Genomic DNA, 22,503 nt, shown 5'->3' on the forward strand with positions numbered 1-22,503 from the left:
AAATGCCAGTGTTTACCGTGACCGGGGACGTCGACCCTTTTCTCCATGTGTCGCTCAAGCGCGGCGAGACCATCTACTGCGAATCGGATGCGATGGTCATGATGGAATCGACGCTCGACCTCAAGGGCAAGATGAAGGGGGGCCTGGGCAGCGCGCTGATGCGCACCTTCGCCAACGGCGAGTCGTTCTTCCAGCAGCACATCGAAGCGACGCGCGGCGACGGCGACTGCCTCTTGTCGCCCACGCTGCCCGGTGCCATGCAGGTGGTCGACTGCGGCCCGAACCAGTACATCATCAGCGACGGCGCGTTCGTCGCGGCCGCGTCAAGCGTCGATCTGCGCGTGCGCACCCAGAGCCTGGGCAACGCACTGTTCGCCCAGAGCGGCGGCTTTTTCGTGACCGAGACCTCGGGCAGCGGACAGGTCGTCGTGTCGGGATTCGGGTCGATGAGCGTGCTGGAGGTGGAACCGGGCAAGGACGCGATCATCGACAACTCGCACGTCGTCGCCTGGGACAGCACGCTGCACTACGAGGTCTCGATCACGATCGGCACCAGCGGCGGCTTCCTCGGTAACCTGATCAACAGCCAGACCAGCGGCGAGGGCATCGTCCTGCGCTTCTCCGGTCGCGGCAAGATTTATGTCTGTTCGCGCAACCGCGCCGCGTTCAAGGCGTGGATGCAGGCGCCCGGGCGCTGACACAACAATCGGGGCACCTCGAAAACCGTCGCGGTTTGCGAGGTCCCATGAAAGGAGTAATAAACATGGCAGTCAATCTGCAGAAGGGCCAGAAGATCTCGCTGGAGAAGGAAGCCGGCGGCGCCTTGTCCCGCGTGACGATGGGCCTCGGCTGGGACGTGGCGAAGTCCGGCGGATTCTTCGGCTTCGGCGCGAAGAGCCAAGCCGTCGACCTGGACGCGTCCGTCGTGATGTTCGACGATGCCAACCGCCCGGTGGACGTGGTCTGGTTCCGGCAACTGAAAAGCCGCGACGGCAGCATCACGCACACGGGCGACAACCGCACCGGCGCCGGCGATGGCGACGACGAGCAGATCGTCGTCGACCTGCGCACGGTCCCGGTCAACGTGAAATCGCTCGTCTTCACCGTCAACAGCTTCACGGGCCAGAATTTTTCGACGGTGCAGAACGCGTTCTGCCGCCTGTTCGACACCAACAGCGGCAAGGAGATCGCGCGCTACGACCTGTCCGTGCAAGGCTCGCACACGGCCCAGATCATGGCCAAGCTGTACCGCCATAACGGCGAGTGGAAGATGCACGCGATCGGCGAGAACGGCACCGGCCGCACCTTCGACGATCTCATGCCCCTGATCGTGTCGCACCTGTAATCGTTTTTTTGTCGTCCCCGCGGACCCGTCTCCGTCCGCGGATCCAACGTGGGCGGCTTGGCGCCCACGCCCTTTAACGGCCTCCTCGTGAGGCCGTCTTTTTTTGTAAATATCGCTTGACGGAGAACTACCTCGGCGCAGGTGTTACTAAATGAATCTGCGCCGTGCAATTGCGGCTCGACCGGCGCCGCATGCCGGCCGCGCCGCCGGCCTTCCCGGCGGGGCGGATGGCGCAGTCAGTGCCCGCGCTTTTGCACGAGCGCGGTGCCGATCCCGTGGCGGTGGCCTTCGCTGACGGCCGTCACGGTGCCGTCCGGATTGAACACGATGGCGTTGGCCGCGCCGATTTCTTCCGGCTTCGCTTCCCACTTGTGGCCGAATTTTTCCAGCGCCTCGGCCTGCGGCGTGCCGATAAAGCCCGGTTCGACCGACGTCTCCTTGCCGTTCCTCTGCGACAGGCGCGGCGCGTCGATGGCCTGGTCCATGGGCATGCCGAGGTCGATGTAGTTGACGATCGTCTGCAGCACCGTCGTGATGATCGTGGCGCCGCCCGGGCTGCCGATGGTGAAGGCGGGCTTGCCGTCCTTGAGGGCGATCGTCGGCGCCATGCTGCTGCGCGGGCGCTTGCCGGCTTCGGGGATGTTCGGTGCCGGACCGGTGAAGTCGAAGTCCGTCATCTCGTTATTCAGCAGGAAGCCGTACCCCGGCACGACGATGCCGCTGCCGCCCCACGATTCGATCGTGAACGTGTAGGCGACGACGTTGCCCCATTTGTCGGACACCGCCAGGTGCGTCGTGTGCGTGCCCTCGCGCATGATCATGTCCTGCTGCGGGCGTAGCGGGAAGCTCTTGTCGTTCTCGTACAGGAAGGCGTCGCCGGCCGGGACGATGCCGGCCGCGCGGTCCGGCCGGATCAGCGAGCGGCGCTGCGCTGCGAACTGTTTCGACAGCATGCCTTCGATGGGCGCGTCGACGTATTCCGGATCGGCCACATAGGCGTTGCGGTCGGCGAAGGCGAGGCGGCTCGCTTCCAGGTACAGGTGCTCGACGTTCGCGCGGGGCATGGATTTCAGGTCGAAGCCTTCGAGGATGTTCAGCGCCTCGGCCACCGTCACGCCGCCGCTGCTGGGCGGCGGCATGCCGTACACGTCGTAGCCGCGGTAGGTGGAGCGGATCGGCTGGCGGATGCGTGTCTCGTAGTTCGCGAGGTCCGCGAGGGTCATCGTGCCGGGCCGGACCTGGATGCCGGCCGCGACGGGCGGGCGGTTGACGGCATCGACGACGGCGCGTGCCAGCGGACCTTCGTAAAACGTTTTATACCCTTTCGCGGCGAGCTCGCGGTAGGCCTTGGCGAGGTCGGGATTCCGGACGATCGACCCGGTGGGCAGCGCCTTGCCGTTCTTGAGGTACAGCCGGCTCGTCGTGTCGAACATACCGAATTTTTTCTCGTTCTCGACGATCAATCCGTGCATGGTCTCGCTGACGGGGAAGCCTTTCGTCGCGACCTGGATCGCGGGCGCCAGCACCTGCTTGAACGACATCGTGCCGTAGCGTTCCAGCGCCTCGTGCCAGCCGCGCACGGTGCCCGGCACGCCGACGGACGCGCCGCTCGCGACGGCCGTGTCGAAATCGATCGGCTTGCCGTTGTCAAGGAAGACGCCGGGGCTGAACGAGGCGGGCGCGGTCTCGCGGTGGTCGATCGTGATCACGCGCTTGTCGCGGGCGAGGTACACGACCATGAAGCCGCCGCCGCCGATGCCGCAGCTGAACGGATCGGTGACGCCCAGCGTGGCCGCCGCGGCGACGGCCGCGTCGATGGCATTGCCGCCCTGGTTGAGGATCGCGAGCGCGGACGCCGACGCCTTTTCGCTGATCGTGGCGACGGCGCCGCCGGTGCCCGTGGCGACCGGGGTCTTGGCGAATGCGAGTGGCGGCGTCAGGACGATGGAGAGGATCAGCCCGCAGGTGAGGGCTTTGACGGAAGTGGTCATTTGGCGGTGATTTTGAGCGTGACGGGAATGATGTCGCCGGGCCGGAGCAGGCTGGCCGCGCGCGCGGGCGGGATCGCGGACGTGTCGAGGACGACGCGGGCGCCGTGCAGCGATGCCGGCGCGGCCGTCGGCTGGTCGGGGCCGAGCGTGAATTCTTCGACGCCGTCCGGGCCGTCGATGAGGAAGCGGAAGATCAGCCGTCCGGCCCAGACGCAGCGGGTGTTCGCGGGGCAGCGGCTGTCGCTGAAGCTGTCGTATGTGAGGACGAGGCCGCGCGCCAGGGCGACGCTCTGTTCGGGCCGGAGCGGATACACGGCGTCCTGCAGCGGCGCGGCGGCACAGCCGGCCAGGAGAGTCATCAACAACACGGCGGGCCGGCGCAGCAGCTTCATCGAGCGTCCTTTATTAGCATACCGCCAATCATAGCAAAATCGCCAGTCGAGGCCGGCGCGATTCGGCCTCGACCGGAGGATGATCAGGTGATCGGATAGCGGCGGAACACGGGCAGCGCTTCCGCGCGCGCGGCCCAGGCGGCCAGGCGCGGGAAATAGGCGCTCGAGACGATCTGCGGCACCATCAGCTGGACGAACGACCACGTGACGGCGGCCGTGATGGCGGCTTGGTCGAGGGCGTCGATGTCGAACCCATCCGCTTCTGCCTCCACCAGGCGGAGCGCGGCAAGCAGTTGCTGCTGCACGCGGTCGAGCCAGGGCTGGTGCTGTTTCTCCTGCGGGCGCAACGTGTATTCGTAGACGACCTGCGCCGTCTTTTCGCATGCGGCCAGGGCCGGGCCGATGACGCGCAGCGCCTGCGCGCGCGCGGCCGGGGCGGCGGGCAGCAGCGAACGGCCCGTCAGTGCCTCGGCATACTCGAGCATCAGCGTGGAATCGATCAGGAAGGAACCGTCGCCCAGCACGAGCGTCGGTGCCTTCACCGTCGGATTGATCGCGGCGAATTCGTCGAAGTTGCGGAACACGGACAGCGCCTTGTGTTCGAACGGAATGTCCTGCAGGTCGAACGAGATGGCGACGCGGCGGACGAAGGGCGAATCGAGCATGCCGATGAGTTGCATGGAATCTCCTGTGGTGGGCGGTGGTCTTTCATTTTATTGCCTTTGGGCTAACGCTGCTGATTATGCAATAGGACTTGACGCCGACCCCGTCGCCGGCGGATATTTGAAATCGTTTTCATGAGCGGAGGATACGATGGGCGAGCCGGTACGTTTCGATTCCAGCGTCGCGGCGGGCACGCCGCCGCAGGCTGCCGCCGCGCAGCCCGATGCGATCGCACGGACGCCGCGCGTGATCGCCATCGACCTGCTGCGCGGCCTCGCCGTGATGGGCATGATCATGGTCGCGTATGCGGGCGGCTGGGACCACCGCTTCGCGTTCCTGACGCATGCCGACTGGCGCGGCTTCGCCATCGCCGACATGATCTTCCCCGCCTTCCTGTTCTGCGCGGGCGCCGCGCTGCCGTACGCGCTGCGGCGGCGCGAGGGCCGGGGCAGGGCGGCCCTCGCCGGCCACGTGCTGCGCCGCGCCGCCGCGCTCATCGCATTGGGCGTCATGCTGAATCTGCTGCCGGGCTTCGACGTCGCGCACGTCCGCCTGCCGGGCATCCTGCAGCGCATCGGCCTGTGCTATGCCATCGTGGGCACGGGATGCGTGCTGGCGCTGCGGCGCGATGGCTTGCGTGTGTCCACGCTGGTGATCGCCATCGTCGTGCTGCTGGTGGGCTACGCGGACCTGCTGCTCGCGTGGGACGCGCCCGGCTGCGGCCACGCGTGCTTCGATTCCGCCAACTCGCTGCCGGCCGTCGTCGATCGCGCCGTCTTTGGCGTGGCGCACCTGTGGCCGTGGGGCCGGACGGGCGATATCGTCACGTACGATCCGGAAGGACTCGTGGCCACCCTGGGCGCGCTCGTCAACATGCTGTTCGGCGTGACGGCGTCCGTCCTCTTGACGCGGTCGCACCGGCGCGCCACCCTGGCGGCCCTCGCCATCGCCGGCATGGCCTGCCTGCTGGCCGGCTTCCTGCTCGATCCGCTCGTTCCCGTCGTCAAGAAGCTGTGGACGCCCAGCTTCGCCCTGCTGTCCGGCGGCTTCACGCTGCTGGTCTTGCTCGTCTTGATACGCCTCGTGCCGCCCGGCCGCGAGGCGCCCGCGTGGACGCATCCCATCCTTGCGTTCGGCACCAATGCGACGCTGGCCTTCGTCGGCATCACCCTGATCGATACGACGATGCAGCTGCCGCTGGGCGCGGGCAGCGGGCACGACCTGCTGGCAGGGTGGCTGGCGCGCGCGATTCCGGAAGCGCGGATCGCATCGGCCGCGTATTCGGCCGTGCTGCTGCTCGTGCTGGGGGCGGGGTTGTGGCAGCTGTACAAGCGGCGCATCGTCATCCGGATCTGAAAAACCGGCGTATGCTAGCGTTCATTTTCTACCGACCGGAGGCAGCAGATGACGCGATTGACCGCAGCGGATTTCGACCCCGACGTACTGAAACTGTTCGACGGCTATGTGCACGGCCGCGTGTCGCGCCGCGATTTCCTGTCGCGCGCGAGCCGCTATGCGGCGGGCGGCACGACGGCCGCCACGCTGCTGGCGCAGCTGTCGCCGTCGTTCGCGGCACCGCTCGTCGCCCCGCTGGACGCACGCCTCAAGACGAGTTATATCGACTTCCCGTCGCCGCAGGGCTACGGCAAGGTGCACGGCTACCTGGCCGAGCCCGCGCACGCGAAGGGGAAGCTGCCGGCGATCCTGGTCGTGCACGAAAACCGCGGCCTGAACCCGCACATCGAGGACATCGCGCGCCGTATCGCGCTCGAGGGGTATGCCGCGTTCGCGCCGGACGCGCTGTACCCGCTGGGCGGCTATCCGGGCGACGAGAACAAGGCGAGAGAACTGTTCCCCAAGCTGGACCAGGCGAAGACGCGCGCCGACTTCATCGCCGCCGCCCACGCGCTCGCGGAGCTGCCGCAGGGCACGGGCAAGGTCGGCGTGGTCGGCTTCTGCTACGGCGGCGGTATCGCCAACTACCTCGCGACGCAACTGCCGGACCTGGCCGCCGTGGTGCCGTTCTACGGTATGCAGCCGCCGGCCTCCGACGTCGCCCGCATCCGCGCGCCGCTGCTGATTCACGATGCCGGCAAGGACGAGCGCATCCTGGCCGGCTGGCCCGCCTACGAAGCCGCGCTGAAGGCGAACCACGTCGATTATCGGCACTTCGTCTATGCGGGCGTGGAACATGGTTTTAACAACGATACGACGCCCCGTTACGACGAGGCGGCCGCCAAGCTCGCGTGGGAACGGACGATGGCATTCTTCAAGGCGAAGCTGGGGTAGTGGAACGTGTGCTTGAACTGCAGGCGCTGATCGCATCCGACGACCGGCGCATGCGCGTGCTGCGCATCGTGCGCGACCTCGGCCTGCCCGATTGCTGGGTCGCCGCCGGGTTCGTGCGCAACCGTGTGTGGGACCACGCGCACCGGCGCGCGTCCTCGCCGCTGCCGCAGGATATCGATGTGATCTGGTTCGATCCGGCTGCGTGCGGTGCGGAGCGCGATGCCGCGCTGGAGACGGCGTTGCGGGACCGCGATGGCACGTCCGCATGGTCCGTCAAGAACCAGGCGCGCATGCATGCTCGTAACGGGGACCGGCCGTACCGCTCCGCCGTGGACGCGATGCGCCATTGGCCGGAGACGGCGACGGCCGTCGCCGTCCGGCTCGCCGCGCGGGGAGAGATCGAGGTCGCGGCGCCGTTGGGACTGGACGATCTTTTTGGGCTCATCGTCAGGCCCACCCGGCGTTTCCTCGGCGAGAAGCATGCCGTTTATCTGGACCGTATCCGCTCCAAGAACTGGGAACGCGACTGGCCCGGCCTAAAGATCGAGACGCAGGGCTGACCCCGGAAAAAACAAAGGCACCCGAAGGTGCCGTTGTCGTTGGCTGACAGGATGGCTTACACGTAAGCCGCCAGCGCGGTTTTCATCTTTTTCAGCGCGGCCGATTCGATCTGGCGGATGCGCTCGGCCGATACGCCGAATTCCTCGGCCAGCGTATGCAGCGTGGCGCCCGAGCCGTCGTCGTTGGCCAGCCAGCGCGCTTCCACGATGCGGCGCGAGCGCGGATCCAGTTTCGACAGGGCCGTCTCCAGGCCTTCCGACTGCAGGCGCACTTTCTCTTCGCCTTCCAGGACCTTGGTCGGTTCCTGCTGGTCGGACGACAGATAGGCGATCGGCGAGAACTTGTCGTCTTCGTCGTCGGTCGGCGCTTCCAGCGCGATGTCGCGGCCGGACAGGCGCGTTTCCATTTCGATCACTTCTTCGCGCTTCACGTCGAGCATCTTCGCCAGATCGTCGACTTGCTGCGGCGACATGGCGTCCAGGCCCTGCTTGTTGCTACGCAGATTGAAGAACAGCTTGCGCTGCGCCTTGGTCGTTGCAACCTTGACCAGACGCCAGTTCTTCAAGATGTATTCGTGCATCTCGGCCTTGATCCAGTGCATGGCGTAGGACACCAGGCGTACGCCCTGGTTCGGGTCGAAACGCTTGACTGCCTTCATCAGGCCGATATTGCCTTCCTGGATCAGGTCGGCGTGCGGCAGGCCATAGCCCAGGTAGCCGCGCGCGATCGATACGACCAGGCGCAAGTGCGACATCACCAGTTTCTGGGCGGCATCCAGGTCATTCTTTTCCTGCAGCCGCGTTGCCAGCGAAACTTCTTCCTCGTGGGTCAACATCGGCAGGCGGTTCACTGCCGAGATATAGGCGTCGATATTACCGAGATTGCCACTGAAGCCCAGCCCCAGAGCACGACTGCCGGCCGGGACCAATGCGGATTGTGCGGACATAGTCACTCCCTCTGATTTAAGCTGCTGCATCGTCTCGCCATCTCCAGAGCCCCGAAGGCGCCACTGGCTGGCTGTGTGTCGGGATGCTGACGGTGCTATCAAAACCATTTCCCGCGATAGTCTGACGTAATATTAGCACTCTCTTGAGGTGAGTGCTAGGCGCCACCATATCCCTGAAGACGGGTTTAAGTTTCGTTAAAGTATTGCCCGCAGGAATCAAAAAATAGGTTCGACTCAACTGTAGAGCAGGTACGGGTGGTTCACTTGACGCGTCTCAAACGTGACGTTCGTATCATGTGAGATTGGTAGAAGACAGGTTATGCGACCCGTGATGCGCCTTCTGTTTGTTGGCGCACGTTGCCATGTAGGTGGATGCCTTGCGTCCGCTGCCGGATTAGACTGGCCAGCAGCGGACGGGTTCACGGGTCGTTACAAAAATCGAAGGCTCAGTTCAGCCGCGCCAGATGCCTCTGCACCGACAACATGGCGCCGACCAGCCCGAGTCCGGCGCTGATCGCCAGCAAGGCGGCCATGCCCAGCGGCGGCAGCGGATTCAGCTGGAATTCCGACGCATACAGGCGCGCGAACTCGGCGATGGCCGTGTTCAGCGGACGCAGCGCCAGCGCGACGGCGCCCAGCGCCACGGCGCCCGCGCACAGGCCCAGCAGGGCACCCGTGTAGTAGAACGGGCGGTGGATGAAGTTGTCGGTCGCGCCCAGCAGTTTTGAGACGGCGATTTCTTCGCGCTGCGTTAGCACCTGCAGGCGGATCGTGTTGAACACGACGGCGATCACGACGACGCCCAGCGTGATCGCGAGCAGCAGCAGCGCCAGGCGCAGTACGCCCAGCAGGGCGGCCAGGCGCTTGACCCAGGCCGAGTCGACCTGCACGGAATCGACGCCCGGCAGGGCGCGCATCTGGTCGGCCAGGCCGTCCACGCGCGCGGCGTCGGCGCGGCTGGTGAAGCCTTCGAGCTTCATCACATAGCTGTCCGGCAACGGGTTGTCGCCCAGCGTTTCGATCACGTCGGTCAGCCCGCTCTTTTGCTTGAGACTGGCCAGCGCCTGTTCGCGCGGCACGAAGCTGACTTTCGCATGGGTGCCGCGCAGGATCCGTTGCAGCTGCGGGGCGAGCGCCTGCGCCTGGTCGCGCGGGGTGTCGGCCTTGACGAACAGGCTGATTTCCGGATCGACGGACAATTCTTCCGACAGGGGCCGGACATTGTCGAGCAGGGTGACGCCCGCGAACGGCAGGGCGAGCGCGACGGCGACGACGAGCACGTTGAACAGGAAGCTGCCCGGCGCCTTGCGCACGTGCGCCAGGGCGGCGCCGAGGGCGAAGCGGTGCTGGCGGAACCAGATGTTCATGCGGCACCTCCGGTCACCTGGCCGTGTTCGAGACGGATCACGCGCGCGGCGCTGTCCAGGATCTGGTCGTCGTGGGTCGAGATGACGCAGGTCACGCCCACGGAATGAAACGCGTGCAGCGCGTCGATGACCTTGTCGGCCGCGGCGCGGTCGAGGTTGGCCGTCGGTTCGTCGGCCAGGATGATCTGCGGGCGGTTGACGATGGCGCGGGCGATCGCCACGCGCTGCTGCTCGCCGCCGGACAATTCCATCGGCAGCGCCAGGGCGCGATCGAGCAGGCCGACCTTGTCCAGCGCCGCGCGGGCGCGTTGCTCGGCCTGCGCCTTCGTCGCGCCGGTGACGATCAGCGGCAGCATCACGTTGGCCAGGATGTGGCGGTCGTTCAGCAGGCGCTGGTTCTGGAAGATCAGGCCGAGGTTGCGGCGCAGGAAGGGGACGCCGGCCTTGCGGATGCGGCCGACGTCCTGCCCGTTCACGATCACCCGGCCGGACGTGGGACGCTCGATGGCGGCGACCATTTTCATCAGGGTCGACTTGCCGGCGCCGGACGGCCCGGCCAGATAGACCAGCTCGCCCTTGGCGATGTTCAGCGATACGCCGGACAGCGCGAACGTGTCGGCGGAATCCGAGTACTTCTTGGAGACGGACTGGAATTCGATCATCGTGCGTGTTATCCCAGCAGCGCCTCGGCGAATTCGTCGGCGCTGAAAGGTTGCAGGTCTTCCAGCTTTTCGCCCACGCCGATGAAGTACACCGGCACCGGACGGGTGCGTGCGATGGCGGCCAGGATGCCACCCTTGGCGGTGCCGTCCAGCTTCGTGATCACGAGACCGGTCAGCTGCAGCGCGTCGTCGAACGCCTTCACCTGCGCGAGCGCGTTCTGGCCCGTGTTGCCGTCGATGACGAGCAGGATTTCGTGCGGCGCGTCATCCATGCCCTTGCCGATCACGCGCTTGATCTTCTTGAGTTCTTCCATCAGGTGCAGCTGCGTCGGCAGGCGGCCGGCCGTGTCGACCATGACCACGTCCACGCCGCGCGCCTTGCCCGACTGGACGGCGTCGAACGCGACGGCGGCCGGGTCGCCGGACTGTTGCGAGATCACGGTGACGTTGTTTCTCTGGCCCCAGACCATCAATTGCTCGCGCGCGGCGGCGCGGAACGTGTCGCCGGCGGCCAGCAGCACGGATTGCTCGTGGTGCTGCATGTGCTTGGCCAGCTTGCCGATGGTGGTCGTCTTGCCGGCGCCGTTGACGCCCGCGATCATCATGACGAGCGGCTCATGGCGGCCCAGTTCGAGCGGCTTTTCCAGCGGACGCAGCAGGTCGACCAGCAGACTCTTCAACGCCACCTTGACGGCAGCGGCGTCCAGCAGCTTGTCTTCCTTGACCTTGCGCCGCAAGTTGTCCAGCAGGAACTGCGTCGCGTCCATGCCGGCGTCCGACATCAGCAGGGCGGATTCGAGTTCCTCGTACAGGTCTTCGTCGATGCGCGCGCCGACGAACAGCAGCGACAGATTGCTCGACGTCTTGGCGAGGCCGGCCTTCAGGCGCGACATCCAGGAGCGCTTCGCTTCCGCTTCGCTGACAGGGCGTTCGGCCGTTTCGGGGAACAGCTGGCCTTCGTAGCCGGCCGGGGCGGGCGCCTCGGCTGCGGGCGCCGCCGGCGCTTCCTCGTTGGCGCCGAACAGGCGGCGCAGGAAACCCGGCTGCTCGGCCGGCGCTTCAGGTTGCGCGTCGGCGACCGGTGCGGGTACCGCGGGTTCGACCGCAGCCGGCGTCTCGGCTTCAGGTTTTTTCTTTTTGAAGAAACTAAACATTGTGTATTCGGGAGGGCGGCGGTGTGCCGGAAAGGGTCGCGCGTATTCTACCAGAGCGGGCGCGGTTGCCTGGCGTGCGTCCGCTCTGCCATATTGTGGCTAGAATACAGCTCAACAATACCAATCCGAATCCTCGTGCTGGAAATTAGTGCCTAGCGGGTGTAAATTATGAACATCCATAAATACACGCGTCACCAAGGGATGATCGTGAACGTTTCCAGGTTTCTCAAGAGGCTCATCGCCGGCGATCATGTGGTGGGCAGCTCGGCAGCCTCGCTGCGCAATGTCGTCGTGTGGCTGTTCATCGCCCTCGTCGCCATGTTCCTCACCCATCCTTCCAGTCCGGCCAGCGCCTTCGACGCGCCCGTGCCGTGGCCGGCCGAACTCGGGCTCGACGGTAATTTCGGCATGTAATTGGCGTCACTGGTATCCTGTCATTCCGAAGGACATCGTTGCCGGTACAGCCGGCAAGCGCCATGAAACACCGCCTTTTTCTTTTCGACCTCGACGACACCCTGCTCGATTTCAAAGCCTCCGAACAACTGTCGTTCGACCGCACGATGCGTGCGCTGGGCCTGGACGCGCTCCCTGAGGGCTTGTTCGCCCGCTACCAGGCCATCAACATGGCACTCTGGAAAAGTTTCGAGACGGGCGCCGTCGCGAAGGATTTCCTGAAAGTGGAACGCTTCCGCAGGACGTTCCACGAAACCGGGCTCGACCTTGACCCGGACGCGGCCAGCCGCCTGTACCTCGAATCGTTGTCGGACACCGTCGTCCTCATCGACGGCGCGCGCGAATTGTGCGAGACGCTGGCCGCCATCGGCGAAGTGGGCATCATCACCAACGGCGTCGAGCACATCCAGCACCGCCGCATCGCCAGTTCGGGTCTGCGCGACCACGTGTCGTTCGTGGCCACGTCCGAAGCGTGCGGCCACGCCAAGCCGGACAACCGCTTCTTCGACTACACGGTCAAGATGGCGCGCGCGTTCGCGCATGCGGAGACGGTCATCGTCGGCGACCGGCTCGACGCCGACATCCTCGGCGCGAACCGGTTCGGCATCGAAAGCTGCTGGTTCAATCCCGGCCGCCTCGCCAACGACACGCAGGCGCTCCCCACGTTCGAAGTGGAGCGCCTGCACGACGTCGTCCCCGCCCTGCGCGGCCTCGTCGCTGCCTGATCAGCTGGCCTTGGCGGCCTGCGCGTTGCGGCGGATGGTGTCCAGCGTGGCGCCCGGCGTGATCAGGTTGCCGTCGTAGCGCAGCTCGATCAGCGCCGGCAGCTTATGCGTGCGCGTGAACTCGACGGCGCGCGCCAGGGCCGGGCCGAAATCGGCCGTCGTCTCGACCGCTTCGCCGTGGCCGCCGTAGGCCTTGGAAAGCTGTGCGAAATCCGGATTGTGCAGCTGCGTGCCCGACACGCGGCCCGGATACGTGCGCTCCTGGTGCATGCGGATGGTGCCGAACATGCCGTTGTTGAAGACCAGGAAGATGACGCCGGCGCCGTATTGCACGGCCGTCGCCAGCTCCTGGCCCGTCATCATGAATTCGCCGTCGCCGGCAAAGGTGACGACCGTGCGTTCCGGCCGCACGATCTTGGCCGCGACGCCGGCCGGCACCGCATACCCCATCGCGCCGCTCGTCGGTGCCAGCTGCGTGCGCATGGCACCGTAGCGCCAGAACCGGTGCGCCCACGTCGCGTAGTTGCCGGCGCCGTTCGTGATGATCGTGTCGCGCGGCAGGGCCGCCTGCAGGTCCTGCATCATCTGCCACAGGTCGAGCGGCGCGGTGCCGTCCTTGAAGATCGGCGGTTGTTCCTGCCACGCGCGCAGCTCGGCCTTCGCTTCTTCCACCGTGTGGCGCCACGCCGCCGCATCGACCGGTTCCATCGCCGCCAGCATGCTTGCGGCCTGCGGCGCGCCGCTCGCGATCATCAATTCGGCCTGGTACACGCTGCCCAGTTCTTCCGGATCCGGGTGGATGTGCACGAGGCGCTGGCGCGGCACGGGCGATTCCAGCAGCGAGTAGCCGCTCGTCGTCATCTCGCCCAGGCGCGGGCCGAACGCGATCAGGACGTCGGCCTCCTTCACGCGTGCAGCCAGCTTCGGATTGATGCCGATGCCGACGTCGCCCACATAGTGCGGATGTTCGTTGTCCAGCAGGTCCTGGAAGCGGAACGCGCAGGCGACGGGCAGGGCATTCGCCTCGGCGAATTTCCGTACGTCGGCGCACGCCTGGTCCGTCCACGTGCCGCCGCCCAGCAGCAGCAGCGGTTTTTTCGCTTGCGCCAGCATGGTCCGGAGCCGATCGATTTGTGAGGCCGACGGCGCACCCTGCGTGGGCTGGTAGCGGCGCGTGTCCGCCACTTCGGCGCGCGCCACGAGCATGTCTTCCGGCAGCGCGAGGACGACGGGCCCCGGACGGCCGCTCGTCGCGACCTGGAACGCGCGCGCCATGTATTCGGGGATGCGCTCGGCGCGGTCGATCTGCGCGACCCATTTGGCCATCTGGCCGTACATGCGGCGGTAGTCGATTTCCTGGAAGGCTTCGCGGTCCATGAAGTCCGTGCCGACCTGGCCGATGAACAGGATCATCGGCGTCGAATCCTGGTACGCCGTGTGCACGCCGATGGATGCGTTGGTGGCGCCCGGACCGCGGGTGACGAAGCAGATGCCGGGCTTGCCGGTCAGCTTGCCGTAGGCCTCGGCCATGAACGCCGCGCCGCCTTCCTGGCGGTTGATGACGAAGCGGATGTTCGAGTCGTGCAGCGCGTCGAGCACGTCGAGGTAGCTTTCGCCGGGCACGCCGAAGGCGGTGTCCACGCCGTGGACCTGGAGCGCATCGACCAGGATCTGGCCGCCGCTGCGGGAGGGGTGCGTCATGGTGAGGTCATCCTTATCACGATGGAATCCGGGCATTCTAGGGGAGTGCGGGCAGGCCGGCTTTTGAAATGGCGACATCAAATTTCAAAAACGCCGGCCTCGCGCATGGACCGATGGTGGCGGTTACTCTTCCTGCGGGATGATCGAGGCCGCGTAGCAGTCGAACGGCAGCGCCATCTTGCCTGTCCGTCCCTTGCTGTCGACGTATTGCAGCCGTGCCGAGCATTTGGTCGTATTGATGACGGTACCTGGGGGCTGTTTGGGAACGATGTCGGGATCGACCTTCACCGCCGCGTTCAGGTGCGATGGCGCGGACGCGACGAGGGCTGATTTGCCGTGTTCGACCATCTGGCCGCCGCTGGGCAGCTTGGCCTTGAAGACCATGCCGTCCAGTCCTTCGGACTGAATGCCGAGCGAGCGTACGACCACGTCGGTACCGCCTTCGTTCGCGACGTAGACAGAGAACGTGTCGGCCGTGCTTTGCACGATATACGCGGACACCTTGGTGTGGCCGGGCAGCCACCATGTGTTATACGCGTACAAGGCGGCAGCTCCGGCGAATGAAATCGCGGTGGTGAGCTCGGCGACGAAGGTTGCTACGGTGGCGGCGTGGCCGAGGGGGGAAGAAGATGTCATTTTTGCCTTTGTGTTGGTGGATGCGTTGTATGAGCAGTGCGCTCCGTCAGTGATAGGTATGCTGTTTATATCCGAAGTAAGGGACTGATATCTAAGGAAAATTTTCGTTAAGTCCAGCGCGCGCCCACGGATGGGTGTGACCGAGGCCCCTATCGGGTACAATGCTGCCGGTGAAGCAGGCCAGACAGCCGCTGGTCCACGCCGCAAGGTCGTGGGCGGGAGGAAGGTCCGGACTCCATAGAGCGGGGTGACGGTTAACGGCCGTCCGCCGAAAGCCTGGCGCAAGCCGGGTATAAGGCGAGGAATAGGGCCACAGAGACGAGCGTATTAAGTTACGGTGAAACGCGGTAACCTCCACCTGGAGCAATTCCAAATAGGCACGCGTTGAGGTTGCTCGCGGAGCGTGCGGGTAGGAAGCTTGAGCGCCGGAGTAATTCGGCGCCTAGAGGAATGGCTGTCATAGCGTCCGCAAGGGCGTTACACAGAATCCGGCCTATCGGCCTGCTTTACACAAAATTCACGGCCCGGGGAGCTCGACGACGATGCGTTACATCCTCGCCCTCGACCAGGGCACCACCAGTTCGCGCGCCATCCTGTTCGACCGCCAGGGCCAGGTCGTGCGCATCGCCCAGCAGGAATATCCCCAGCATTTTCCGCAGCCCGGCTGGGTCGAGCACGACCCGCTCGACATCTGGAGCAGCCAGCTCGCCTGCGCGCGCCAGGTCCTGCTGGAGGCCGGCGCCGACGCCGGCGAGGTGGCCGCCATCGGCATCACGAACCAGCGCGAGACGACGGTCGTGTGGGACCGCCGCACGGGAGAGCCGCTGTGCCACGCCATCGTCTGGCAGGACCGGCGCACGGCCGAGATCTGCGACGGGCTGCGCGCGGCCGGGAAGGCCAGCCTCATCGGGCGCAAGACGGGCCTCGAACTGGATGCCTATTTTTCCGCGACCAAGCTGCAATGGCTGCTCACGCACGTGCCGGGCGCACGTGCGCGCGCGGAGCGGGGAGAACTGGCGTTCGGCACCGTCGACAGCTGGCTCACGTATAAGCTGACGGGACGCCACGTCACGGACGCGAGCAACGCGGCGCGCACGATGCTCTTCAATATCAACAGCCTGCGCTGGGACCCGGAACTGTTGTCGCTGTTCGGCGTGCCGGCCTCGATGCTGCCGGAAGTCGTGCCCAGTTCCGGCATCGTCGCCGACACCGACGCCACCTGGTTCGGGCGCGCCATTCCCATCGCGGGCATCGCGGGCGACCAGCAGGCCGCCACGTTCGGCCAGGCCTGCCACCAGCGCGGCATGGTCAAGAATACGTACGGCACCGGCTGTTTCATGCTGATGCACGCGGGCAGCGTCCCGCCGCAGTCGCGCAACCGCCTGCTGGCCACCGTCGGCTGGACCATCGGGACGCACACCGATTACCTGCTCGAAGGCAGCGTGTTCATGGGCGGCGCCACCGTGCAGTGGCTGCGCGACGGCCTGGGCATCATCAAGCAATCGTCCGACGTCGAAGCGCTGGCCTTGTCGGTGCCGGACAGCGGCGGCGTGATGCTCGTGCCGGCGTTCGTCGGCCTCGGCGCGCCGCATTGGGATGCCTATGCGCGCGGCACCATCGTCGGCATGACGCGCGGGACGACGGCCGCCCACATCGCGCGCGCCGCCGTCGACGCCATCGCCTACCAGAGCGCGGAACTGCTCGCCGCCATGCAGAAGGACGCCGACTGCGCCGTGCATGAGGTGCGCGCCGACGGCGGCGCCGCGCGCAACGACTTGCTGATGCAATTCCAGGCCGACTTGCTGGGCGTGCCCGTCGTGCGTCCGCAGGTGACGGAGACGACGGCCCTCGGCGCCGCGTACCTGGCCGGCCTGGCCGTCGGCTTCTGGTCGTCGCGCGAGGAGATCGCCGCGCAGTGGCGCAGCGAGCGCCGGTTCGAGCCGCAACTGCCGGCCGCGCGCCGCGCGGAGATGATGGCGCGCTGGTCGCGCGCGGTCGCGCATGCGCGCGCGTGGGCCGCGCCGGACCATCGCTAAAGCCTCGCGTGCGGCCGCGCCTGGGCGGATCGGGCACAATCGTTCGACATCGTCGATTTGTTGCGACCGGAGGCGCCTTGAAATTCATGAAGGGTTTCTTTTCCACCGCGCACGCGCTGCTCGGGATTTTGTTCGTGCTCGTGTCCGTGCTGATCACGGTACTGGCCGTGCAGACCGGGTGGAAAGCCGTCGGCGCCGACCCCGACGAGAGCGCCGAGATGGCCATCGAGGCGATCGGCCTGCTGGCCATCGCCGTCGTCTCGCTGCAGATCGCCCAGACCATCACCGAGGAAGAAGTCGTGCGCGACGCCCACATCAGCGCGCCCACGCGCGTGCGCCGCTATCTGTCGCGTTTCATGGTCGTCGTCGTGGTCGCGCTGTCGATCGAAGGCCTGGTCGGGACGTTCAAGGCCTTGCACGAGGAACCGGAACTGCTGCCGCACGCGGCGTCCGTGCTGATCGCGGCCGGCGTGCTGCTGTCCGGCTGGGGCGTGTTCATCCGCCTGAACAAGGCGGCCGAGGAGCTCGAGCCCGAGGCAATGGCGGCGGCCAAGAGCGAGGATGCGAAGGTGGACGAGTGAGGCGCCATGCTCACGCGCTGCCGGCTTTCGATGCCAGGCGGCGGAACGCGGCTTCCTGCTCGCGGTTCAGGCACCGCAACGGAATCGGCATCGCCCCGCGGTCATACATCACCAGAAATCCGCGGCGGTAGCGTCGCACGCCTCGGATGTCCGCCCAGCTGCGCACCAGCGTGCCGGCACGCGTGCTGCGTTCGATGCCGTCGCCGTCGATGCGGAAGGCGCAGTGCGGCATGCGGCGCTTCTTGACGAGGAAGACCGGAATACCGATCAGCGTGATGCAGGCGCAGGCCAGCGGTATCGTGATCCGGCGCAGTCGCACCGGCGGCGATGCGCGGCGCAGCGTGAACGACAGATGGTCGCGCAGGAAGCCCAGGTATTCGGACAAGCTGTAGACCGCGTCGAAACGGATCGACTGCGCGGCGGGCGGCGCGGCGGCGGGTTTGTCCGGCACGTCGACCGTCAGCGTGTGGCTGTCCGGGCGCCGTTCTTCCTGCCGCAGCACGTGCATTGCGACTGCCTTGCGATGCAGCGGGCGCGGGTGGCCGGTACCGAACATGGGGACTCTCCAGCGTGAACTTTGTCGGCCATATGGATGCCGGGGCGTCTATTGCAATAGTGGCAAACACGTTATTTCAAGCATTGTGAAATTGTGAGAGCTTTTCGTTCACTTTGATCGATATACTGCCGGGTAAGGCCATTTCCTCTTAATCACCACGGGTATCCAGCGCGACGCCCTCCCTTTATGTTTGTCGGGCAAATCACCCTTCCTGAAAATGCCGATTTCGAATGCCTGTTGAACCAGGTATTGGCCTGGTGGCCGGACGAATTGATCGGCGACGACGGCGATGCCGGCGCCCGGCAATCGTCGGTCGTGCGCCTGTACGAAGCCAGTATCGCGCCGCGCGCGATCCAGTCGGCCAGCATGCTGCTGGTGCAGCTCGACTGGGTGTTGTTCGGGATCGTCGTCGATTTATCGCGCAAGGTATCCCGGGTGCGTATCAAGGATATCCGCCCGCAACTCATCAAGGATAAATTCCACGCCTTGCTGACGAATATCGCATTGCCCCAATTGCTCGGCGAAAAAGATTGGGACGGTTCGTTCGAACGCGACGAGCTCGTGAATTATCTGCGCGCCGAGGACATGGTGGCAGCCACTCAGTCAATATTTCGTTGTCGTGCATGAAATGAAGTCTTGCATTTCATGTAGAATTATTTCCGGATGACATCGATATCAGTCGAAGACACTAGTGAAAGCGTCATGGACTGAGGTCAAACAATGCCTTGATGCAATCACGTAAGCTGCTGGATGTTTTACCCTGCTGCGAAACATATTCATCAATCTCGGTCTCGGACAATGGAAACGGAATGAATATCAAAAACTGGAAAATCGGTACTCGACTGGGCGGGGCTTTTGCGCTGTTGCTCTTCCTGCTGACGGCATGTATTTGGTTCGGTATTGCCAGCTTGCGGCTATTGAATGACGGTACGACCAGAATCGTCGATGAGGATTATCCCAAGACGATATTGGCGTACGAAAGCCTTGATGTGGTGAACCGCAATGCCCGCGCCATGCGCAATATGCTCCTGTCGGATAATCCGGAAGACCTGGCGCGGGAACGGCAGACCGTGCTCCAGAACCGAAAGGAAAACTCCGCCAATCTCGACAAACTGGCGGTCCTGATCAAATCCGATGAGGGCAAGGTCAAGCTGAAAGCCGTGCAGGACGCCAGGGAGCTGTACCGTGCGGCGCAACAGACCTTTCTCGAAATGATGGATGCCGGCAAAAAACAGGAAGCCACAACCTTCCTGCTGACGCAGATCCGCAAGGACCAGCGCACCTATTTCGACGCCGTCCGGGAATTGATCAAGTTTCAGGACGAGCGCGTCATCGACAGCGGCCACCGTGCCGAGGAAACCTATCGGTCGACGGTCGCGTGGCTGACGGGCCTGGCGGCATTGGCGCTTGTGCTCGGTGTGGTCGTGGCCGTCTGGATCACGCGCTCGATCACGGGACCGCTCCGGCAGGCGGTGGATGTGGCGCGCACCGTGGCCACGGGCGACCTGACCGCCAGGATCGACGTGCATTCGGAGGATGAGACCGGCCAGCTGTTACAAGCGTTGCGCGACATGAACGAGGCGCTGGTCAGGATCGTCGGCGAAGTGCGCAGCGGCACCGACACCATCGCGGCCGCCTCGCAGCAGATCGCGACCGGCAACGCCGACCTGTCCTCGCGCACGGAGGAGCAGGCGTCCTCGCTGGAAGAAACGGCGTCGTCGATGGAAGAGTTGACGTCGACCGTGAGACAGAACGCGGACAATGCGCGCCAGGCGAACCGGTTCGCCGTGTCCGCATCGGAAGTGGCGGCGAAAGGCGGGACGGTGATGTCGGAAGTGGTCGACACCATGGGCGCGATCAACGAATCGGCGCGCAAGATCGTCGACATCATCGCCGTCATCGACGGCATCGCCTTCCAGACCAATATCCTGGCACTGAATGCGGCCGTCGAAGCGGCGCGCGCGGGCGAGCAGGGAAGGGGCTTTGCCGTCGTCGCGTCCGAAGTGCGCAGCCTGGCCCAGCGCAGCGCGGCTGCCGCGAAGGAAATCAAGGCGTTGATCGACAACTCCGTGGCAAAGGCGGACGCGGGCAGCAACCTCGTGAACCAGGCCGGCACGACGATGCGCGAAGTCGTCGAGAGCATCAAGCGGGTGACGGACATCATGGGCGAGATCAGCGCGGCCAGCCAGGAGCAGACCGAGGGCATCGGCCAGGTGCAGCTTGCGATTTCGCAGATGGACCAGACCACGCAGCAGAACGCCGCGCTGGTGGAAGAGGCGGCCGCCGCGTCCGAATCGCTGCGGGAGCAGGCGGCCAAGCTGTCGCAGACGGTGGCCGTGTTCCGGCTTGACGGTTCGCAGGCCCGGGTCGCTCGGGTAGCGCTACCCAGGACGAACGTCGCGCCGTTGAAAAAGAAGCCTGCGGCGGCGGCACCGGCATGGGCGCCGGCCGAGCCGTTGCGGGTCAAGCGTCTGGCGAGCGCCGGCAGCGGCGACGAGTGGGAAGAGTTCTGACCGGCTTTTCAAGCGGCCAGGCGTTCGCCGCTCGCCAGGATGTGATGGCGGCGCCGCGCCTGCGCTCGCTCGGCTAGAACCCGATGCGCCCCTTGCCCGGCGTCGGCTTGAGCCGGATATCGCCAGCCATCACGTGCGCGCGCCCGTCCGCGACCGCGTAGCCGAGCCCATCCAATAAGGTCTTGCGCAAATCGCGCGGCGAGACGCCCGCGAGCTTGTCCAGCACCACGTCGCCCAGCAAAGGATCGAACGCGGTCAGGTTCAGTTCGCGCAGCAGCCCGGCATACATGCGCTGGGCGATGCCGGCCGCCTGTTCGGGTGTCGGCGCCGGCACTTCGTAGACGGCCATCCGGTTCAGCAGCGGGTGCGGGATGCCTTCGGTGGAATTTGCCGTGAGCACCCAGAAGATCTGCGAGGCGTCGATGTCGACATCGATGAACTCGTCGCGGAAGGCGCTGGCCGTTTCCGGTTCCAGCAGTTGATAGAGTGCCGCGAGCGGGTCGGATTGCGAGGAGCCCGATGCCTTTTCCACCTCGTCCAGCACGATCACCGGATTCGCGAATTGCCCGCGCACGAGGCGTTCGGCCACCTTGCCGCACTTGGCGCCGCGCCAGCTGGCGGAGCTGCCCGTGATGACGAAACCGGCCGACAGGGCGTTCATGCTGATCAGTTCGCAGTCGGTCTGCATGACTTTGGCCAGGCGCTTGGCGAAATGGGTCTTGCCCACGCCCGGGCCGCCCAGCAGCAGGATCGGCATGACGTTGAAACCCTTGTCGCCGGCATGGGCCAGGCGCAGGTAGCGCGCCAGGTCGTCCAGCACTTCGTCGAAATTGGGACATTCGTCGAACAGCGGATCGAGCGCGTCGATGGAAGAGGGCGTGGTGACGAAACGTTCGGCACCGGTCTCGAGCATGCGTTCATAGAAGGCTTCGAGCTCGGGCGAACGTCCGCGGCTGCGGTCGAGCGCGCCCTGAACCTCGTTGAGGTCATACACAGCGCGGCTGCGGGCCAATGTGATGCTCATGGCGTTCTCCTGCACGGTAGTACGGACTCACTTATAATGCCGGCTCCCCGAAAACCGCCAAGTGAGCCGAAACGGCCGGGTGATCGCCTCGCCTTCATCCTAACCCGCCCGGCATTGCTTCGCAATTTCCTGTCGTGCTGGGCATGTTGCAATAAGGCAACTTACCGATAGTCAGCACATATCGTTCATCAAAGGTAAAACACATGTGTGCAGATGAGGTTGCACATGCATTCTTTTACCTAAGTGCCTAATTTTGCTCAACATTTTTACTTGAGCTTCCGTCAAGTAAGTTCGCTAAGTCATTGGTTTCATTGGCAATTTTCGCGTTTTTCAAACGTGAATTCGCTTGACCACAGACAACGCTTCCTCTAAAGTGGGAAACGGTGGCAAAAAGTGCAGTTTTGTGGGAGATCGGTGGGTCTCCCGGCGCCTAAAAATAATCAGACTGATAACTCTCCAAAACTAGGTACAACGTGTTTCAGGGCGCGTCAGCGATCAATCTCGATGCTAAAGGACGGATGTCAATACCGGCCAAGCATCGCGACGCCTTGATGCAGCAATGTGAAGGCCGTATGACGCTCACGAAGCACCCGCATGGTTGCCTGTTGTTCTTCCCGCGCCCGGTGTGGGAAGAACATCGCGAACAGATCGCCGCCTGGCCGATGTCGGCACGGGCGTGGCAACGCATTTTCCTGGGGAACGCCTGCGATGTCGAGATGGACGGCGCGGGTCGGGTGCTCATTTCGCCCGAGCTGCGCAATGCAGTTGGTTTGGAGAAGGAAGTGATGATGCTCGGGATGGGGACCCATTTCGAGATCTGGGACGCCGCCAAGCTGGCAGAAAACGAGGCCCAAGCCGTCGCGGGCGGCATGCCCGATGTCCTTTCCAACTTCTCCTTCTAAGGCGCC

Annotated in this window: 23 protein-coding genes and 1 other RNA gene; 13 read left to right on the top strand and 11 right to left on the bottom strand. The window is 65.0% G+C overall.

The genetic code is table 11. The features are described from left to right. Positions 1 to 2 precede the first annotated feature (2 nt). Both BVG12_RS24815 and BVG12_RS24820 read left to right on the top strand, forming a co-directional pair. Positions 3 to 698 (top strand): TIGR00266 family protein, encoded by a 696-nt coding sequence (locus BVG12_RS24815; RefSeq protein WP_075794715.1) that lies wholly within the window; start codon positions 3 to 5, stop codon positions 696 to 698. 65 nt (positions 699 to 763) lie between these two features. Then, complete coding sequence (locus BVG12_RS24820) at positions 764 to 1,345, top strand: TerD family protein (protein ID WP_075794716.1); 582 nt, start codon at positions 764 to 766, stop codon at positions 1,343 to 1,345. 236 nt (positions 1,346 to 1,581) lie between these two features. Here BVG12_RS24820 and ggt read toward each other — a convergent pair whose 3' ends face one another. The 3 genes from ggt to BVG12_RS24835 form a co-directional block, all read right to left on the bottom strand. Then, positions 1,582 to 3,336: a gamma-glutamyltransferase gene (gene ggt / locus BVG12_RS24825; RefSeq protein WP_075794717.1), complete on the bottom strand. Its 1,755-nt coding sequence runs from the start codon at positions 3,334 to 3,336 to the stop codon at positions 1,582 to 1,584. Further along, on the bottom strand, positions 3,333 to 3,728 hold the full coding sequence (locus BVG12_RS24830) for a hypothetical protein (RefSeq protein WP_075794718.1): 396 nt from the start codon (positions 3,726 to 3,728) through the stop codon (positions 3,333 to 3,335). The genes ggt and BVG12_RS24830 overlap by 4 nt, the downstream gene beginning before the upstream one ends. A gap of 83 nt (positions 3,729 to 3,811) precedes the next feature. Beyond that, positions 3,812 to 4,408, bottom strand: a complete 597-nt coding sequence (locus tag BVG12_RS24835) for a glutathione S-transferase (protein WP_075794719.1) — start codon at positions 4,406 to 4,408, stop codon at positions 3,812 to 3,814. A 133-nt stretch (positions 4,409 to 4,541) separates the two neighbouring features. Between BVG12_RS24835 and BVG12_RS24840 the strand changes: the two genes are divergently transcribed. From BVG12_RS24840 to BVG12_RS24850, 3 genes are read left to right on the top strand one after another with little or no spacing between them, the layout of a single operon-like run. Beyond that, on the top strand, positions 4,542 to 5,747 hold the full coding sequence (locus BVG12_RS24840; protein ID WP_083685389.1) for an acyltransferase family protein: 1,206 nt from the start codon (positions 4,542 to 4,544) through the stop codon (positions 5,745 to 5,747). A 48-nt stretch (positions 5,748 to 5,795) separates the two neighbouring features. After that, the gene (locus tag BVG12_RS24845; protein ID WP_075794720.1) at positions 5,796 to 6,680 is read left to right on the top strand and encodes a dienelactone hydrolase family protein; all 885 of its coding nucleotides are present in this window, start codon (positions 5,796 to 5,798) and stop codon (positions 6,678 to 6,680) included. After that, complete coding sequence (locus BVG12_RS24850; protein ID WP_218921030.1) at positions 6,680 to 7,240, top strand: nucleotidyltransferase family protein; 561 nt, start codon at positions 6,680 to 6,682, stop codon at positions 7,238 to 7,240. Before BVG12_RS24845 ends, BVG12_RS24850 begins: the two co-directional genes overlap by 1 nt. A 56-nt stretch (positions 7,241 to 7,296) precedes the next feature. Here BVG12_RS24850 and rpoH read toward each other — a convergent pair whose 3' ends face one another. The 4 genes from rpoH to ftsY form a co-directional block, all read right to left on the bottom strand. Continuing rightward, on the bottom strand, positions 7,297 to 8,187 hold the full coding sequence (rpoH, locus tag BVG12_RS24855; RefSeq protein WP_075794721.1) for an RNA polymerase sigma factor RpoH: 891 nt from the start codon (positions 8,185 to 8,187) through the stop codon (positions 7,297 to 7,299). Between the two features lie 446 nt (positions 8,188 to 8,633). After that, positions 8,634 to 9,554 carry a permease-like cell division protein FtsX gene (gene ftsX, locus BVG12_RS24860; RefSeq protein ID WP_075794722.1) on the bottom strand — a complete coding sequence of 307 codons (921 nt, stop codon included), beginning with the start codon at positions 9,552 to 9,554 and terminating at the stop codon, positions 8,634 to 8,636. Then, positions 9,551 to 10,216: a cell division ATP-binding protein FtsE gene (locus tag BVG12_RS24865; RefSeq protein WP_075794723.1), complete on the bottom strand. Its 666-nt coding sequence runs from the start codon at positions 10,214 to 10,216 to the stop codon at positions 9,551 to 9,553. The genes ftsX and BVG12_RS24865 overlap by 4 nt, the downstream gene beginning before the upstream one ends. A gap of 8 nt (positions 10,217 to 10,224) precedes the next feature. Further along, positions 10,225 to 11,370, bottom strand: a complete 1,146-nt coding sequence (gene ftsY, locus BVG12_RS24870) for a signal recognition particle-docking protein FtsY (protein ID WP_075794724.1) — start codon at positions 11,368 to 11,370, stop codon at positions 10,225 to 10,227. A gap of 168 nt (positions 11,371 to 11,538) precedes the next feature. Here ftsY and BVG12_RS24875 point away from each other — a divergent pair, with 168 nt between their 5' ends. Together BVG12_RS24875 and BVG12_RS24880 are read left to right on the top strand one after the other, a co-directional pair. Continuing rightward, positions 11,539 to 11,784 carry a hypothetical protein gene (locus tag BVG12_RS24875; protein WP_156895730.1) on the top strand — a complete coding sequence of 82 codons (246 nt, stop codon included), beginning with the start codon at positions 11,539 to 11,541 and terminating at the stop codon, positions 11,782 to 11,784. Between the two features lie 62 nt (positions 11,785 to 11,846). Next, positions 11,847 to 12,548 (top strand): YjjG family noncanonical pyrimidine nucleotidase, encoded by a 702-nt coding sequence (locus tag BVG12_RS24880; RefSeq protein WP_075794726.1) that lies wholly within the window; start codon positions 11,847 to 11,849, stop codon positions 12,546 to 12,548. On the opposite strand, the gene BVG12_RS24885 is transcribed toward BVG12_RS24880, so the two are convergent. Together BVG12_RS24885 and BVG12_RS24890 are read right to left on the bottom strand one after the other, a co-directional pair. Then, positions 12,549 to 14,249 carry a thiamine pyrophosphate-binding protein gene (locus BVG12_RS24885; RefSeq protein ID WP_075794727.1) on the bottom strand — a complete coding sequence of 567 codons (1,701 nt, stop codon included), beginning with the start codon at positions 14,247 to 14,249 and terminating at the stop codon, positions 12,549 to 12,551. Between the two features lie 123 nt (positions 14,250 to 14,372). Continuing rightward, positions 14,373 to 14,885, bottom strand: coding sequence for a hypothetical protein (locus BVG12_RS24890; RefSeq protein WP_156895731.1), 513 nt, complete (start codon positions 14,883 to 14,885; stop codon positions 14,373 to 14,375). 172 nt (positions 14,886 to 15,057) lie between these two features. On the opposite strand from BVG12_RS24890, the gene rnpB reads away from it, so the two are divergent. The 3 genes from rnpB to BVG12_RS24905 all read left to right on the top strand — a co-directional run bounded on the left by rnpB (position 15,058) and on the right by BVG12_RS24905 (position 17,502). Continuing rightward, an RNA gene (gene rnpB, locus BVG12_RS24895) (RNase P RNA component class A) lies at positions 15,058 to 15,397 on the top strand. A 30-nt stretch (positions 15,398 to 15,427) separates the two neighbouring features. Beyond that, a complete protein-coding gene (gene glpK / locus BVG12_RS24900; RefSeq protein WP_075794729.1) occupies positions 15,428 to 16,921 on the top strand; it encodes a glycerol kinase GlpK in 1,494 nt (497 codons plus the stop codon). 77 nt (positions 16,922 to 16,998) lie between these two features. Next, entirely contained in the window at positions 16,999 to 17,502 is a 504-nt protein-coding gene (locus BVG12_RS24905) for a hypothetical protein (RefSeq protein WP_075794730.1), read from the top strand. Between the two features lie 10 nt (positions 17,503 to 17,512). On the opposite strand, the gene BVG12_RS24910 is transcribed toward BVG12_RS24905, so the two are convergent. Then, entirely contained in the window at positions 17,513 to 18,058 is a 546-nt protein-coding gene (locus tag BVG12_RS24910; protein WP_075794731.1) for a YcxB family protein, read from the bottom strand. A 237-nt stretch (positions 18,059 to 18,295) separates the two neighbouring features. Here BVG12_RS24910 and BVG12_RS24915 point away from each other — a divergent pair, with 237 nt between their 5' ends. Then, positions 18,296 to 18,685, top strand: coding sequence for a hypothetical protein (locus BVG12_RS24915; protein WP_075794732.1), 390 nt, complete (start codon positions 18,296 to 18,298; stop codon positions 18,683 to 18,685). A gap of 182 nt (positions 18,686 to 18,867) precedes the next feature. Then, a complete protein-coding gene (locus BVG12_RS35690) occupies positions 18,868 to 20,571 on the top strand; it encodes a methyl-accepting chemotaxis protein (protein WP_075794733.1) in 1,704 nt (567 codons plus the stop codon). Positions 20,572 to 20,644: 73 nt separating this feature from the next. Here the strand turns inward: BVG12_RS35690 and BVG12_RS24925 are convergent, their stop codons facing one another. Beyond that, complete coding sequence (locus tag BVG12_RS24925) at positions 20,645 to 21,595, bottom strand: AAA family ATPase (protein ID WP_075794734.1); 951 nt, start codon at positions 21,593 to 21,595, stop codon at positions 20,645 to 20,647. Positions 21,596 to 22,068: 473 nt separating this feature from the next. Between BVG12_RS24925 and mraZ the strand changes: the two genes are divergently transcribed. Continuing rightward, positions 22,069 to 22,497 (top strand): division/cell wall cluster transcriptional repressor MraZ, encoded by a 429-nt coding sequence (gene mraZ / locus BVG12_RS24930; RefSeq protein WP_036229930.1) that lies wholly within the window; start codon positions 22,069 to 22,071, stop codon positions 22,495 to 22,497. The last annotated feature ends 6 nt before the right edge of the window (positions 22,498 to 22,503 follow it).

Source organism: Massilia putida (genome assembly GCF_001941825.1).
GTDB classification, from domain to species: Bacteria; Pseudomonadota; Gammaproteobacteria; order Burkholderiales; family Burkholderiaceae_D; genus Telluria; species Telluria putida.